This window comes from Streptomyces sp. NPDC093109 (assembly GCF_040701725.1).
Classification (GTDB): domain Bacteria; phylum Actinomycetota; class Actinomycetes; order Streptomycetales; family Streptomycetaceae; genus Streptomyces.
Genome location: NZ_JBFBEZ010000026.1, coordinates 34,266 through 48,358, shown reverse-complemented (window position 1 = coordinate 48,358; position 14,093 = coordinate 34,266). Strand labels below are relative to the sequence as shown.

Sequence of the window (14,093 nt, the reverse complement as noted above, 5' to 3'; positions counted from 1 at the left end):
TCCGCGGCGCATGGAGCGCGGAGAGAGTTGTCTCTGCCGGGCGGCGGGTCCCGGTGCCGTTGTCCATCACACGCAGGAGCATGCCATGAACCGGACAGAGGAACCGATCGAGCCGAACGGGCGGAACGGGCAGCGCCCGTGGGGTGAACCGGCCATCGAGGCAAGCGGGTTGGGGATGCGGTACCGGCGTCGTGGCTGGGCGCTGCGGGACTGCTCCTTCCGCCTTCCCGCCGGGCGCATCTGCGGACTCGTCGGCCCCAACGGGGCGGGGAAGAGCACCCTGATGAGCCTGGTGACCGGCATGACGCGGCCAACTGCCGGGCGGCTGCGGGTGTTCGGCGCGGAGGCGGACGCGTCGGACGGCAGTCTGCGGACCGCCTTCCTGTCGCAGGACAAGCCGCTGTTCCGCCGCTTCACGGTGGCGGAGACCCTGCGCATGGGCGCCCGGCTGAACCCGAGTTGGGACCAGGAGACGGCTGAGGCCATCGTCCGGGCCGGCGACGTCCCCCTCGCCGCGCGGATCGGCACCCTCTCCGGCGGGCAGCGCACCCGCGTCGCCTTCGCCCTGGCCTTCGGCAAGCGTCCCGACCTGCTCGTCCTGGACGAACCGATGGCCGACCTCGACCCGCTGGTCCGCAAGGAGCTGACGGCCGAACTCGCCGCGGAGGCCGCCGCGCACGGCACCACGGTGCTGATCTCCACCCACATGCTCTCCGAACTGGAGGACCTGTGCGACTACTTGCTCGTCATCGCGGACGGCTCCCTGCGACTGGCCGGCGCCGCCCATGAGCTGTTCGCCGCGCACGCCCTGGTCGACGGCGACCCCACGGCCGTACCGGCGGCCCTGGGCGGCCACCACGTCATCGAGTCCCGCCGGGCGGCGGGCCGCGCCGTCACCCTCGTACGGCTGGACGGGCCGCCCGTACCCTTCGGCTCCCAGGAGGTGCGGCCCCCGGGTCTGGAGGATCTGCTCCTCGGCTATCTGCGCTCGCCGGAGGCACCGCGGCTGATCTGCCCCAGCGCGCGGGTGGGCGACATAGAGGACGCCATAACGAACAACCCCACAACCCCCCCTTACTCCCCCACTCCCACTCCCACCCCCACCCCCACCACTACTCCCACCCACCCGAACGCATCCTCCGAGGAGCGGGCCGCATGAGCACATACACCGCCACCCCGTACCACCCCTCGCGGGACCGGCAGACCGTCCAACGGGGGCCGGCCGGACTCGTCGGACTGCTCTGGCTGGTCCGGCGCCAGCACCGGGCCGCGTTCCTCACCTTCATCGCGGTCACCGCCGTCGCCGTGGGCCTCATGGCCTACCTGCGGGCGGACCTGATGGACTTCCTGGCCCACCAGAAGGGAGGGACCCCGACCGCGGAGAATTCGGAGTCCTTCGAAACACACGCCAACCACCTCTGGCGCATGGGCGAATACCTGGGCTATCTCCCGCTCCTGGTCGGCGTCTTCATCGGCGCCCCGCTCTTCGCCGGCGACCTGGAGACCGGCACCGCCCGGCTGGTCACCGCCCAGTCGGTCAGCCGTACGCGCTGGATCGCCACGAAGCTCGGCCTGACCGCCGCCGTGGTCGCCGCGCTCACCGGCCTGCTCTCGGCGGTGTTCGGCTGGTGGTGGAAGCCCGTCAGCCACGACGAGATCATGAGCTTCACCAGCGGCACCTTCTTCGACACCACGGGCATCGTCCCTGTGGCCCTCGCCCTCCTGGCCTTCTCGGCGGGCGCGGCGGTGGGCATGGTGCTGCGCCGCACTCTGGTGTCGATGGTGGTCACCCTGGGCGTCGTCGCGGCCGTCCAGTCCGTATGGGGCTACTTCCGGCTGGACCTCGGAACCATCGTGACCGCCGAGTCCCGCGGGAACGCGGGGTCGGACCTGCCGTCCCCCGAACTGCCTTCCGGCGCGGTGGAGATGAGCCACGGTTACCTCGCCGGTTCCGGCGAGCACCTGAGCTGGTTGACCTGCGTCGGCGAAACCGAGGACGCCGCCCGCACCTCATGCCACCAGGCAGGGGACATTGTCGGCCTGTGGATCGACTACCTGCCGATCTCCCAGATGTCCACCATGCAGTGGCTCGGCGCCGCCATCCTCCTGCCCCTCGCCGCCGCCCTGACCGCGTTCACCTTCTACCGCGGCACCAAGCAACCCCTGTAACCCGCCCACGCTCGTGGAGATGGAGGCCCTGGCCATCCACCTTCGTGAAGAATCCGTCGCGGTGGCAGTCGATTTCCCTGCCGAATGAGGACACAAGAGGATGCGCGCCCTCATCGCGTGCGCCGCAAGACGGAAGCCTTTCCGCCCGTACGAGCGGAAAGGCTTCTGACCTGCTGTTTCGCTGTGTGCCCCCGGCAGGATTCGAACCTGCGACACCCGCTTTAGGAGTTCGCTCGGAGCCCCGTCGCACGCGAACGGGCCCTGGGCGGCCGTGCTGCGAACGACCGCTCAGCACCGCTGCCGTTCGACGTCGTTGATGTCAGCTGTAGATGTCAGATCAGGGGTTCGATATCTGTTTGTCAGCGGCCCCGCGCGGTCGTGTCATGGCTTCCGCTGCGCGCCTGTCCGCTGCATGTTTTTGCTCTATGGAGGCCCGTAGCTCCCCTGGAGTCGGCCATGGAGCGCGCCGGTGGATCATGCGGTGACAGTTGGCACATATGAGGGCGAGATCGCTGAGCTTGGTCCGGCCCTCCCCTGCTTCGTGCAGCGGAACGACGTGATGGCACTCGATGTATCCGGCGCCGCGGTCACCGTAGAGTGCCTCGAAATCGAAACCGCATGCCTCACAAGCAAGCTGCCCGCCACGCTTAAGAACGGAAGCGATCTTCTTCTTGCGTAGCCCCTTGTTCCGCTCGCGGCTCCGGTGGCGGCGTAGCAGCAACCTGCCTTCGGGCGCGCTGTAGTCGTCCTCCTCCTCGGCCTCCGGGTGCAGCTGTTGGAATTCGCCTGCGGTAAGTCCGCGCCGGATGCGCTGAGCTACTTCCGCCATCTCGGCCGGCCGGGCGAGGAAGTCGTTCATGACTTCGACATCCAGTGCGTTGCCGTTCGTGGGCTTCCCCCGGTAGTCCGGATGCCGGGACGTGATGTCAACCGTTTTGCGAGCGACGCCGTTGGGGTTCCGGAACAGCTCGTTACGTAGTTCTTCAGGATGGATCGGCATGGTCTGCAGCAGTGCAGACAGCTCGATCACGCGTGGATCGTCGAACTCCAGTCGCTTCCAACCGTTGGCCATCGCCAGGGCACAGGCGAGAATGATCTCGTCCCGTGTCCAGTCGGGGCTCCGGGACGCACGGATTACGAATCCGAGTTGGGCGAGCCACCTGGCGGCGTGCGACCTGCCCCCGCTCAACTCGTCCGGCTTCAGCACTCGGCCTTGATCGAACCTATGGGCCACACCAGCGATGGCCTTCGAGTCGTACGTCCGGTCCTCGTGCAAGAGGAGATACCCGGTGGCCGGCTTGTACCCGTACTCGGACAGGAACCTGTCGCGACCCAACTCGTCATACTCCGCTATGGCCTTGAGGACACCGTCTCGGCTGATCGCACCTTTGCGCATGGCGGAAGCGTAAGGTCCGCCACTGACAGTCTGTTAGCCTCGATCTCTTGACGGTCTGCCGACGGAGTCGGCGGGCCGTTTTGCTTTCGGTGGCTGAGGGTGGGCAGGTTGACGGCCCGAGTGTCGCGTCGGGTGGGCGCCGGGTTCCACTTTCCCGGTGTGGTGGTGCGGGTCGTTGGGGGCGGTCGGTGTGGCTGGTCAGCCGGGGTTCGGGAGGATGTGGAGCCTGGCGATCGCGTGAGTGATGACGTCGGTCCAGGGCCATCGCGTGGTGAGGCGGAGCCAGCGGCGGCGGCCGGTGTTCACCAGCTGCGCGGCGGCGGAGAACAGGCGCAGGCGGAGCTTTTTGGGTTCCCAGCGGCGGGTTTGGCCGGTCAGGGCGAGCATGGGCATCCAGGCGAGGAGGTCGAGGGCGAGCGAGACGATCTCCAGCCAGATCCGGTTCTGTGCGGTGTCGTGCAGGGGGAGGTTGCGCAGTCCGGTGTCGCGGGCGTTTCGGATGCGGTCCTCGCAGCGGGCCCGTCTGCGGTGGCGTAGTTCGAGGTCGGCGAGCCGGCCGCCTTTGGTGTTGGTCGCGAAGCAGGTCGGCCGCAGTCCGTCGAGGTCGGTGAAGCGCAGCTGGGCGCCTGGGTGCGGGCGTTCCTTGCGGACGACCAGCCGCATGCCCTTGGGCCAGGTGCTCAGGTCGGGCATGTCGGTGATCTCCGCGACCCAGGCGCCGGGCCGCTCGGTGCCACCCGCGTCGTAGGCGGGTGTCCACGCCTTCTTCGGGATCTTCAGGACGGCCTGGTGGAGGGTGTCGGTGATGGTCATTCCGACGGAATACGACAGCCACCGGCCTGGCGTGGTGAGCCAGTCGAGGAAGGCGTGGGTGCCGCCTGCGGAGTCGGTGCGGATCAGGGTCTGTTGTCTCCGCCGCAGGGCTTTGGGAAGTTGGGCCAGGGCGAGCCGGGTGGTTTCGATGTGATCGGTGGCGGTGTTGGAGCCGGCGTTGCCGGGCCGCAGCAGCGCGGCCACCCGTTCCCCGGACCCGGCCCGGCCGTGGTCGACGAACGCGACGAGCGGGTGATGGCCAAAGGTCTTCTTCCAGGTCGCGGTGGCGTCCTGCTTCTCGGAGTGGGCGAGGACGAGCACGCCGTCGATGTCCACGATCACGCTGCCGTCGGCGGCCGGACCGTCCGCACCGGCCAACTCCCGGACCCGCGACCGTACTTCTGCCCGCGCCGACCGGATCGCGGTGAGTGCCTTCGGTCCGGCTGCGGCGAGAGCGTCGACGAGACGGGAGACCGTCGGATCGGAGGCCACCGGGCCGAACACATCGGGCTCGGCCCGCAGCATGCCGACGTAGGCCAGGCAGTCCCCGCCGAGCGCGACGGCCAGGGCCACATCCAGCAGGACCTTGCCCGGGTCGTGCACTGCCCGCGGCTTGCGCCACGGCGCCAGTGCAGCCGATATCGCGGTGTCCAGGCCCACTTTGCGGACCATCTCGACCAGCAGCACCGCCCCGGCCTGCGAGACCACCCCACGGCCGCCGCCCTCGACACGAACACACGGATACGACCCGCTACGCTTCTTCACCTGGAGAGTGCTTCTTTCCTCGCAGCTGACAGGACCCTCGACAAGTCCCATCGTTGCAGGTCAGCGGCACTCTCCGTTTATTTGATCAAGCCCCGGACAGGCCCACTCGCGAAAGCGCGAGGTTAGGGAGTACGCCACGGCGTGGCTGAAGGATCGCAAGTTGGCTGCTCGTTCGCATGAGCGTCATGAGTCGGTGATCCGGCTGCACCTGATGCCCACGTTCGGGAATCGCTCATTGTCCTCGATTACGACGGCACAGGTGCGGGCCTGGCGCACGGCGTGCCTCACGCGGACCGGCGAGCCGACCGTGGTCAAGGCGTACCAGATCCTGCGGGCGATCCTGAACACGGCTGTTGATGATGAGCTGATCCGCCGCAATCCGTGCCGGATCAAGGGGGCAGACAGCTACGACGTGCCTGAACGCCCTGTCCTCACCGTGGCTGAGGTATTCGCCGTGGCTGACGCCATCGCTCCGCGTTATCGGCTGCTCGTTCTGCTGGCTGCTTTCACCGGACTCCGCTTCGGTGAGCTGGCTTCGCTCCGCCTTCGGGACGTCGATACCGAGAATGCCGCGCTGATGGTCCGGCGCTCACAGGCGGAGATGCAGACGGGGGCCCTGTTCGACAAGGCGCCCAAGTCCGATGCCGGTGTCCGGCCGGTCGCCTTCCCGAACGAACTTCTGCCGGATGTGACACGCCACCTCGACGCCTACGCCGGGACTGCCCGTGATGGTCACGTCTTCCTTGGGCCGCAGGGTGGACAGCTCCGGCGGAGCAACTTCCGGGACGACTGGATCAAGGCACGGACCAAGGCGGGCATCACCGCGGACGTACACTTCCACGATCTTCGGCACACGGGGAACACGCTTGCTGCCTCCGGTGCGAGCCTGCGTGAACTGATGACCAGGATGGGCCACAGCACGCCGCGCGCGGCGCTGATCTATCAGCACATGGTCAACGGCCGTGATCGCGAGATTGCTGATCGGCTCGGCTCGATGATCCGCAAGACGCGGGGGGAAGTGGACTCTTAGCGGACTTTGTGGCACGGGTGTGGCACGGCCGCGATCATGCGAAAGGGCCAGTTCAAGAGGATCAAGCCTCTGAACTGGCCCTTAGTCGTGTGCCCCCGGCAGGATTCGAACCTGCGACACCCGCTTTAGGAGAGCGGTGCTCTATCCCCTGAGCTACGAAGGCATGGTGGGCTGCTGAGAGCCCCGCCACCGCAGACAGTGTAGCGGGTGGGGTGCGATCCGGATGGGGCGCCTGTGGGCGACTCGTCGGGCTTGTGCGCGCTCGCGCCGGCGGCGGCGAGCCGGGCGGGGGATGGAGGCGCTGCCGGACTGGTGATGCCCGCTGGTGTCTCACTGTCCGGTCGATCGTCCGCAGCAGCGATTCCTGGCTGGAGGACGCCCGCGGTCAGCTCGCGGTGTCGGCTCTCGGCTCGTGACGGGCGGCCCGGGCGGCGAGGAGACGCAGCCCCTGGTGGGACGGAGAGCCCGGTTCCGCGGTCAGGATGACGAGTTGCTGGTCGGGGTCGGTGGGACAGGCGAGGGACTCCCAGTCGAGGGACATGTCACCGGCCACGGGGTGGCGGAAGGCCTTCGTCCCCGTCGAGTGGTGGGCGACATGGTGGGCGGCCCACCATGTCCGGAACTGGGGATCCCGTTCCGACAGTTCATCGACGAGTGCGGTCAGGCGCGGATCGCCCGGATTATCGGCTGCTTCCATCCTCAGAAACGCCACGGTGTTCCGCGCGGAGCTTTCCCAGTCCACGTACAGCTCTCTGAACGCGGGATCGGTGAAGACCATCCGTACGGAATTACGGTGCTCCTCCGGGATCCGGGAGAAATCCGTCATCAAGGCGGCGGCCAGGGAATTCCAGGCGAGAATATCCATGCGGCGGCCGAGAATGAGGGCGGGGGTGTCGGTGAGATTGTCGAGGAGCCGGCGCGTCGGCGGCCGGACCTTCTGCGCGGCCTGCCGGTGTGGCCGAGTGTTTTCCTTCCCGGCAAGCTGGAGCATGTAGTCCCGCTGGTCCTCGTCCAGGCGCAGCACCCGGGCCAGGGCGAGCAGCACCGGTGCGGACGCTTCGATCCGGCCCTGCTCCAGGCGGGTGTAGTACACGGTGCTGATCGCGGCCAGCCGCGCCACCTCCTCCCTGCGCAGCCCCGGGACACGCCGCAGGGACCCGCTCTCGGGGAGACCCATCGCATGCGTGCTCAGCTCGGCGCGCCGGGCCTTGAGGAATTCACCCAGCTCGCCGAGGTGTGCGTTCCTGCTCATGTCCGTCACGGTACTGCGGAAGCCGCTCCGGCACAGCTCGGCCGGGGGGTAGAGATCCATACCCGGAACATGCGGTGCCGGTGAATGAATAGGAGGAATCCATCCGCGCGTTCTCTGTGGCCCGGTGTGGCCGGTGTTCATTTTCCGATCCTGTAACTACTGTGTGCGGGCGCTCCGGATGATTTGCTGGGGGGTACGTTTTCATACCCGGAAAGATCTCTCCCATTGTGGCCTTCGGGAGTCGATGGCACCGTTGAATCGCGTAAGCAAAGGGGGGCGGCTGCTGTGATGTGCCGTCGCTCGCCGCTCCCTTTCGTACGTTCAGAGAAGAGAAGTACCTCATGGCAACGAATCTGACCGGAACCGTCGCTCTCGTCACCGGCGCGAGCAGCGGGATCGGCGCCGCTACCGCCCGCCAACTCGCAGAGCGCGGCGCGTCCGTGGCGCTTGTGGCCCGCCGCAGGGCCCGTCTCGAAGAGCTGGCCGCCGAGATCGGGAAGGCCGGCGGCACCGCCCTCGTCGTCGAGGCGGACATCACCGATCGCAGCCAGGCCGAGGCCGCCGTGCGGCAGACCGTCGAGCGGTTCGGACGGCTGGACATCCTCGTCAACAACGCCGGTCTGATGCTCCTGGGGCCCGTCGTCGGCGCGGACGTTGAGGAGTGGGAGCGGATGCTCGCCGTCAACGTCCAGGGCCTGCTCTACACCACCCGCGCCGCCCTGCCCCACCTCCTCGAAGCCGCCGAGGACGGACCGCGCCGGGTCGCCGACATCGTCAACATCAGCTCCATCGCCGGACGCGTCGCCTGGAACGGCTACGGCGTCTACAACCTCACCAAGTTCGGTGTGAACGGCTTCACCGAAGCCCTGCGCCAGGAAGTCACCCAACGGCATGTCCGCGTCAGTGTCCTGGAGCCGGGCGGCGTCGACACCGAACTCGGTTCCCACAACGACCACAAGCCCGACGTCCGCGAAGCGATCGGCTCCTTCTACGAGCAGACCGAGGTCCTCGTCCCCGACGACATCGCCGACGGCGTCACCTACATCGTGACCCGGCCCCGGCGCGCCTCGGTCGCTGAACTCTGGATCATGCCCACCGACCAGGCCTGACGGCCGTCACGCAATACGGCCGTCACATCAAGACGGCCGTCACTCAAACAGCCACCACCTCAAGTGGCCACCACCACAAGGAGAATGAGATGAAGCACGTATCACTGGGCGGGCTCGATGTCTCGCGCATCGGCCTGGGCGCCATGACCATGGCCGGCACCTACACCACGGGCGGCGGCCTCGACGACGACGAGTCGATCCGCACCATCCACCGGGCGCTGGACCTCGGAGTCACCCACATCGACACCGCCGAGATCTACGGCCCGTTCCACAGCGAGGAAATCGTCGGCAAGGCCATCAAGGGCCGCCGCGACGATGTCGTCGTGGCGACGAAGTTCGGTCTGGTCTCCCACGCGGGCGGCGGTCCCGGCGTCACCGACAGCGGCGCCGGCAACGTGAAGGCCGCGGTCGAGGGCTCCCTCAAGCGCCTCGGCACCGACCACATCGACCTCTACTACCAGCACCGCGTCGACCCCAACACCCCCATCGAGGAGACCGTCGGCGCGCTGGCCGAGCTGGTCGCCGAGGGCAAGGTGCGCCACATCGGGCTGTCCGAGGCCGGCCCCGAGACGATCCGCCGCGCCCACGCCGTACACCCGGTCGCCGCGCTCCAGACGGAGTACTCGCTGTGGACGCGCGACGTCGAGGCCGAGATCCTGCCCCTGCTGCGCGAGCTGGGTATCGGCTTCGTGCCCTACTCGCCGCTCGGGCACGGCCTGCTGACCGGGCAGATCCGCACCGTCGACGACTTCTCCGACGACGACTGGCGCAAGACCAACCCCCGGTTCACCGGCGAGAACTTCCGGCGCAACCTGCGTATCGTCGACGAGGTCCAGGCCATCGGCGCCGAGATCGGAGCGACCCCGGCCCAGACCGCGCTGGCCTGGCTGCTGACCCGCGGCGACGACATCGCCCCCATCCCCGGCACCCGGCGGGTCTCGCGCGTCGAGGAGAACACCGCGGCCGACGGCATCGAACTCAGCGCCGCCCAGCTCGACCGTCTCAACAACCTCACCCCGGCCTCGGGCGAGCGCCACGACGAGGCGAACATGTCCAGCATCGACCGCTGAGTGACGGACCGGGACCGGCGGCGGCGAACCGCCTTGGAGGAGGACATATGACCACCATCGTCATCGTCGGAGCGGGACACGGCCTGGGAGCCGCCGTAGCCCGGCAGTTCGGCCACGGCGGCTTCGATGTCGCGCTGATCTCCCGCAGTCGCGACCGGCTCGACGCGCTGGCGGCCGACCTGACCGCGGAGGGCGTGACCGCACGCGGTTTCACCGCCGACGTACGCGATCCGGCCGCCCTGGAAGCCGCCCTGGACGCGGCAACCGCGACGCTGGGTCCGATCGAGGTGCTGCAGTACAGCCCGGTGCCGCAGCGGGAGTTCATGCGGCCGGTGCTGGAGACCGCCCCCGCCGACCTGGCGGGTCCGATCGCGTTCTCGCTCTACGGACCGGTCACCGCGGTGCGCCAGGTGCTGCCCGGGATGCGGCTTCTCGGCCGGGGCACCCTCCTCTTCGTCAACGGGGGCACCGCCGTACGTCCCCACCCCGAACGGGCCGGTACGTCGATCGCCTTCGCCGCCGAGAGCGCCTACGCCCGGATGCTCCACGACACGCTCGCCGCCGACGGCATTCACACTGGGCAGCTCATCATCCCGGGCGCGATCACGCCCGGTGACCCGCACACGGATCCCGCCGTCCTGGCCCGCACTCTGTGGGACATGCACAGCGAACGGACGGGGTTCCGGCACTACGCGCGCGACCTGGACGCGTGACCCGCCGGCGACACGGTCCTCGACGGTTCGCCACGCCACAGGGGGCTTTCCCGGGTGCGCGGAAGAACGACACGGTCTCCGGGGGCGAAGCCGGTGACCAGGTCTCCGATACGTTCGACGACTACGTTCGACGACGCTGAGACGCACGCCTGCCGTGCGTGCGGGGCGCGACCGCGGTCAAGCGGACCAGGGCGTCGTACGGTCCGGTCTCCGGCACCGGGACCTGCTGCCGGTCGGCACGGCCCTTCTCCTGGATGACGCATCCGCGTGTGGTTTCTTTCCTTCTCCCCTTTTCGGACGCGCGTTATCGTGTCGCCGGCGCGCTCATCGCCGCCGTCAGGAACGTGATCGCCCAGCGCCGGGCTGCCTCGCCCGCGGCCGGGGACGGGCCGGCCGGAGGCGCCTGGTTGTAGACCTCGACGCGGTCCACGGCCGTCACGGCGAGGATGCTCCGCATCCGGAACCGCAGCTCCTCCGGGGCGAGATCGGGCAGTGCGCGCGCGAAGGCCGTCAGGTAGCGGTCGCGGACCGTGTCCTCGGCCGGGCCGGTCCAGCTGCGTACCTCGTCGGCCGGGTCGCTGAGGATCGTCACGATCAGCCGGGACGTCCGGGCGCCGCTCGCGTCGCCGGCCGGCATTCCGTCGAACATCGGCCCGGCGAACGCCTCCACCAGTTCGGCGACCGGCGGGTCCTGCGTCCGGGCCAACAACCGGTCGAGCCCGGCGCACTGCGCCGCGTTGATGGGCTCGATCACGCGGCGGGCGACCTCGGCCATGAGCTCCGCCTTCGAGCCGAAGTGGTACGCGATGGCGGCCAGGTTCGCTCCGGCGCGGTCGGTGATCGCGCGGACCGAGGTGCCGCGGTAACCGTGCTCGGCGAAGAGGTGTTCGGCCGCGTCGAGGATCTTGGTTCGGGTGTCGGGTGCGCGGCTGTCGGGTGTGCGGCTGGCAGGTGTGCGGGTGTCGGGTGGCGCCATGTGTGCGTACTATACGGACGTTTGAATGAAACGAACGTATGAATGAGCGCTGTGCGACTGGACGCCCGACCGAGGGATGGCATGAAACTGCTCGTATACGGCGCCGGGGTTACCGGCAGCCAGTTCTCCGCCCGTCTGCACGAGGCCGGGCACGACGTCTCGCTCCTTGCCCGGGGCGAGCGCCTGGCCGCCCTGCGCCGGCACGGCGTACGGCTCGCCGAAGAGGACAGTCCGGCCGTCAGGCAGGTACCGGTGCCGATCGTCGAGCACCCGGCCGGCGGGTACGACCTGATCGCCGTTCTCGTCCGTACCCATCAGGTGGACGCGGTGCTCGAGTCGCTCGACGGTGTCGAGGGCGACGTACTGTTCCTGCTCAACTGGGCCGCAGGCGCAGGGTCGTTGGGTGCCGCGATCGGTCACGAGCGGGTACTGCTCGGCTTCCCCACGGTCGGCGGCACGATGGACGGCGATGTGGTCCGCCACCGCGCGGCCAACGCCATGACCCGCCGGGTCGCGATGCCGATCGGCGAACCCGACGGCCGTACCACCCCGCGACTGGAGCGGACCGTACGGACGTTCCGCGCCATCGGGTTCAACGCCAAGCCCGAGCCGCGGATGGATGCCTGGCTCATGACGCACGCCGCGTTCGAGGTGCCCCTCGGGCAGGCGGTCCGCGCGGCAGGCGGCCCGGTGGCGCTCGCCGACGATCCGGACGCGGTCCGCGGCATGCTCCGCCTCATGCGGCAGAACCTGGCCGCCCTGCCGACGCCGCCGGTCCCTCGCGGGTTCGCCGCGTTGCGGACTCTGCCGGAAGGGCTCCTCGTGGCCGGGCTCCGGCGCTTCCTGCGGAGCTCGACGGCCGTACACAGCGGACTCAGCGACGCCTCACCCGCGACGGCGGCCGAACTCGGGCGGCTGGCCGAACAGATCGCTGCCCGGACGGGGGCCCGGTAAGCGGCCTGGGAACACCATCGAGCAAGACCGGTAACCGTGACATCAGGGCTCCCGCCGAACTCGGTGCTCTTCGGGCGGCGGAGTCGTGAGATTCGCTTCGATCCGGGCCAGTACCCGCATGGCCTGGCCGGCCCGGGTGGCGCTGACGACGATGGCCCGGCGGCTGTCGGGGGAGGGTTTGCGGGTGACGAAGCCGGACTGCTCCGCGGACGGCGGCGGGCTGCGGCGGACCGCGACGCGGGCGCGCGGCTGCGGGCCCGCCCATCTGGGCAGGCCCGGCCGGTCCCACGTCGCCACCCTCGCCGGAGGTCCGGAGGTCCGGAGGTGCGGCCCGCGGTGCTCAGATCTGGTTCAGGCCGCCGTCGACGTACAGGCTCGAACCGGTGATGAAGCTGCTCTGCCCGGAGGCGAGGAAGACCACGGCGGCGGCGATCTCCTCCGGGCGCCCGAGCCGGCCCAGCGGCACCTGCGAGGCCAGGTGCTCCCTGAAGCCGGCGGCCTGCTCGGGGGTGGGAGCGAGTGCCGACAGGCCGGGGGTGTCGGTCGGGCCCGGCGTGACGGTGTTGACCCGGATGCCGCGGCCCTTGAGTTCGTTGGCCCAGGTGCGAGCGAACGACCGGGTGGCCGCCTTGGACGCCGCGTACGCGCCGAACGCCTCCGTACCGGAGTCCACGTTGGTGGAGCCGTTCAGGATCACCGAGGCGCCGTCGTTCAGGAGCGGCAGCGCCTTCTGGACGGTGAACAGTGTGCCCCGGACGTTGATGCCGAAGAGGGCGTCGAAGTGCTGTTCGGTGCTCTGCTCCAGCGTCGCGAACTCGGCGACGGAGGCGTTCGCGAACAGGACGTCGAGGCCCTGCCCCCGGCCGCGGATCGTGTCGTAGAGCCGGTCCAGGTCGGCCAGGTCGGAGATGTCGCCGATCACCGCGGTGGCCGACGGCCCGATCGCCTCGACGGCCGCGTCCAGCTCGGTCTTGCGCCGGCCGGTGATGAACACATGCGCACCCTCGGCCGCCAGTCGTACGGCACTGGCCAGGCCGATTCCGCCGCCGCCGCCGGTGACGAGCGCGGTCTTTCCCTCAAACAGTCCCATGTGAACAACCTCCGATAACTTCCGCATCGATCGATGCGGAAGTTGAACGCTAGCACTTCCGTAGCGATCGATGCGGAAGGGGTAGACTGCGGGGCGTGGAGACGAGAAAGAGCGGCCCGATCGGACGACCGCGAGGATTCGACGCCGACGCGGCTCTTGAGCGCGCTGTGCTGGTCTTCTGGGAGCACGGCTACGAGGGGGCCAGCCTGGCCACCCTGACCGACGCGATGGGCATCTCCACCACCAGCATGTACGCGACCTTCGGCAACAAGGAGGAGCTGTTCCGCAAGGCGCTGGAGCGCTACACCGAAGGCCCGGGCGCCTACCTGGCCCGCGCCCTGGAGGAGCCGACCGCCCTCGACGCCGCCACCGCGATCCTGACCGGCACGGTGCGGACCACCACCCGCCCGGCCCACCCGCAGGGGTGCCTGGGCGTCCAAGGGGCCCTGGCTGCCAGCGACTCGGGGCGCGGAGTCCGCGATCTCCTCGCAGCCTGGCGCAACAACGGCTGCGCCTCCGTCCGGGAGCGGTTCCGGCGAGCCGTCGACGAGGGCGACCTGCCTCCGGGCGCCGATCCGGCGCTCCTGGCCCGCTACATCACGACCTTGGCGTTCGGCATCGCCGTGCAGGCCGCGAGCGGTATCGGCCGCGATGAACTCCAGGAGATGGCGGACGCCGCCCTGCGGAACTGGCCGCTCTCCTGAGAGGCGCGCTGTTCTGTCTCATGTGCTCCTATGGCTTGCTCCTACGGTCTGC

13 protein-coding genes, 1 tRNA gene and 1 pseudogene are annotated in these 14,093 nt (G+C 69.2%); 8 read left to right on the top strand and 7 right to left on the bottom strand.

The window, feature by feature from the left end; genetic code table 11:
- The first annotated feature begins 85 nt into the window (after window positions 1-85).
- Window positions 86-1,159, top strand: coding sequence for an ABC transporter ATP-binding protein (locus tag AB0389_RS24140; protein WP_366397547.1), 1,074 nt, complete (start codon window positions 86-88; stop codon window positions 1,157-1,159).
- Complete coding sequence (locus AB0389_RS24135) at window positions 1,156-2,169, top strand: transmembrane transport protein (RefSeq protein WP_366397546.1); 1,014 nt, start codon at window positions 1,156-1,158, stop codon at window positions 2,167-2,169. The genes AB0389_RS24140 and AB0389_RS24135 overlap by 4 nt, the downstream gene beginning before the upstream one ends.
- Before the next feature lie 337 nt (window positions 2,170-2,506).
- Here the strand turns inward: AB0389_RS24135 and AB0389_RS24130 are convergent, their stop codons facing one another.
- Together AB0389_RS24130 and AB0389_RS24125 are read right to left on the bottom strand one after the other, a co-directional pair.
- Window positions 2,507-3,565 carry an HNH endonuclease gene (locus AB0389_RS24130; protein ID WP_366397545.1) on the bottom strand — a complete coding sequence of 353 codons (1,059 nt, stop codon included), beginning with the start codon at window positions 3,563-3,565 and terminating at the stop codon, window positions 2,507-2,509.
- A 198-nt stretch (window positions 3,566-3,763) separates the two neighbouring features.
- Window positions 3,764-5,143 (bottom strand): IS1380 family transposase, encoded by a 1,380-nt coding sequence (locus AB0389_RS24125; RefSeq protein WP_366397544.1) that lies wholly within the window; start codon window positions 5,141-5,143, stop codon window positions 3,764-3,766.
- A gap of 127 nt (window positions 5,144-5,270) precedes the next feature.
- Between AB0389_RS24125 and AB0389_RS24120 the strand changes: the two are divergent.
- Window positions 5,271-6,173: pseudogene (locus AB0389_RS24120) on the top strand (tyrosine-type recombinase/integrase); the annotation flags it as partial.
- 90 nt (window positions 6,174-6,263) lie between these two features.
- Here AB0389_RS24120 and AB0389_RS24115 read toward each other — a convergent pair.
- A tRNA-Arg gene (locus AB0389_RS24115) sits at window positions 6,264-6,336 on the bottom strand.
- A 222-nt stretch (window positions 6,337-6,558) separates the two neighbouring features.
- Window positions 6,559-7,425 (bottom strand): helix-turn-helix transcriptional regulator, encoded by an 867-nt coding sequence (locus tag AB0389_RS24110; RefSeq protein WP_366397543.1) that lies wholly within the window; start codon window positions 7,423-7,425, stop codon window positions 6,559-6,561.
- A 341-nt stretch (window positions 7,426-7,766) separates the two neighbouring features.
- Between AB0389_RS24110 and AB0389_RS24105 the strand changes: the two genes are divergently transcribed.
- From AB0389_RS24105 to AB0389_RS24095, 3 genes are all read left to right on the top strand, one after another.
- The gene (locus AB0389_RS24105; protein ID WP_366397542.1) at window positions 7,767-8,534 is read left to right on the top strand and encodes an SDR family NAD(P)-dependent oxidoreductase; all 768 of its coding nucleotides are present in this window, start codon (window positions 7,767-7,769) and stop codon (window positions 8,532-8,534) included.
- 89 nt (window positions 8,535-8,623) lie between these two features.
- Window positions 8,624-9,604: an aldo/keto reductase gene (locus AB0389_RS24100; protein ID WP_366397541.1), complete on the top strand. Its 981-nt coding sequence runs from the start codon at window positions 8,624-8,626 to the stop codon at window positions 9,602-9,604.
- Between the two features lie 47 nt (window positions 9,605-9,651).
- Complete coding sequence (locus AB0389_RS24095; RefSeq protein ID WP_366397540.1) at window positions 9,652-10,317, top strand: SDR family NAD(P)-dependent oxidoreductase; 666 nt, start codon at window positions 9,652-9,654, stop codon at window positions 10,315-10,317.
- A 304-nt stretch (window positions 10,318-10,621) separates the two neighbouring features.
- On the opposite strand, the gene AB0389_RS24090 is transcribed toward AB0389_RS24095, so the two are convergent.
- Window positions 10,622-11,293: a TetR family transcriptional regulator gene (locus AB0389_RS24090; RefSeq protein WP_366397539.1), complete on the bottom strand. Its 672-nt coding sequence runs from the start codon at window positions 11,291-11,293 to the stop codon at window positions 10,622-10,624.
- A gap of 81 nt (window positions 11,294-11,374) precedes the next feature.
- Here AB0389_RS24090 and AB0389_RS24085 point away from each other — a divergent pair, with 81 nt between their 5' ends.
- The gene (locus tag AB0389_RS24085) at window positions 11,375-12,247 is read left to right on the top strand and encodes a 2-dehydropantoate 2-reductase N-terminal domain-containing protein (protein WP_366397538.1); all 873 of its coding nucleotides are present in this window, start codon (window positions 11,375-11,377) and stop codon (window positions 12,245-12,247) included.
- Between the two features lie 42 nt (window positions 12,248-12,289).
- On the opposite strand, the gene AB0389_RS24080 is transcribed toward AB0389_RS24085, so the two are convergent.
- Together AB0389_RS24080 and AB0389_RS24075 are read right to left on the bottom strand one after the other, a co-directional pair.
- Window positions 12,290-12,544 (bottom strand): hypothetical protein, encoded by a 255-nt coding sequence (locus AB0389_RS24080; RefSeq protein ID WP_366397537.1) that lies wholly within the window; start codon window positions 12,542-12,544, stop codon window positions 12,290-12,292.
- Between the two features lie 43 nt (window positions 12,545-12,587).
- Window positions 12,588-13,337 carry an SDR family oxidoreductase gene (locus AB0389_RS24075; RefSeq protein ID WP_366397536.1) on the bottom strand — a complete coding sequence of 250 codons (750 nt, stop codon included), beginning with the start codon at window positions 13,335-13,337 and terminating at the stop codon, window positions 12,588-12,590.
- A gap of 95 nt (window positions 13,338-13,432) precedes the next feature.
- Here AB0389_RS24075 and AB0389_RS24070 point away from each other — a divergent pair, with 95 nt between their 5' ends.
- The gene (locus AB0389_RS24070) at window positions 13,433-14,041 is read left to right on the top strand and encodes a TetR/AcrR family transcriptional regulator (protein WP_366397535.1); all 609 of its coding nucleotides are present in this window, start codon (window positions 13,433-13,435) and stop codon (window positions 14,039-14,041) included.
- The last annotated feature ends 52 nt before the right edge of the window (window positions 14,042-14,093 follow it).

Coding starts and splice junctions, on each gene's coding strand:
- AB0389_RS24095 (WP_366397540.1), top strand. CDS start 9,652: ATGACCACCATCGTCATCGTCGGAGCGGGACACGGCCTGGGAGCCGCC.
- AB0389_RS24110 (WP_366397543.1), bottom strand. CDS start 7,425: ATGAGCAGGAACGCACACCTCGGCGAGCTGGGTGAATTCCTCAAGGCC.
- AB0389_RS24105 (WP_366397542.1), top strand. CDS start 7,767: ATGGCAACGAATCTGACCGGAACCGTCGCTCTCGTCACCGGCGCGAGC.
- AB0389_RS24135 (WP_366397546.1), top strand. CDS start 1,156: ATGAGCACATACACCGCCACCCCGTACCACCCCTCGCGGGACCGGCAG.
- AB0389_RS24140 (WP_366397547.1), top strand. CDS start 86: ATGAACCGGACAGAGGAACCGATCGAGCCGAACGGGCGGAACGGGCAG.
- AB0389_RS24100 (WP_366397541.1), top strand. CDS start 8,624: ATGAAGCACGTATCACTGGGCGGGCTCGATGTCTCGCGCATCGGCCTG.
- AB0389_RS24090 (WP_366397539.1), bottom strand. CDS start 11,293: ATGGCGCCACCCGACACCCGCACACCTGCCAGCCGCACACCCGACAGC.
- AB0389_RS24085 (WP_366397538.1), top strand. CDS start 11,375: ATGAAACTGCTCGTATACGGCGCCGGGGTTACCGGCAGCCAGTTCTCC.
- AB0389_RS24130 (WP_366397545.1), bottom strand. CDS start 3,565: ATGCGCAAAGGTGCGATCAGCCGAGACGGTGTCCTCAAGGCCATAGCG.
- AB0389_RS24075 (WP_366397536.1), bottom strand. CDS start 13,337: ATGGGACTGTTTGAGGGAAAGACCGCGCTCGTCACCGGCGGCGGCGGC.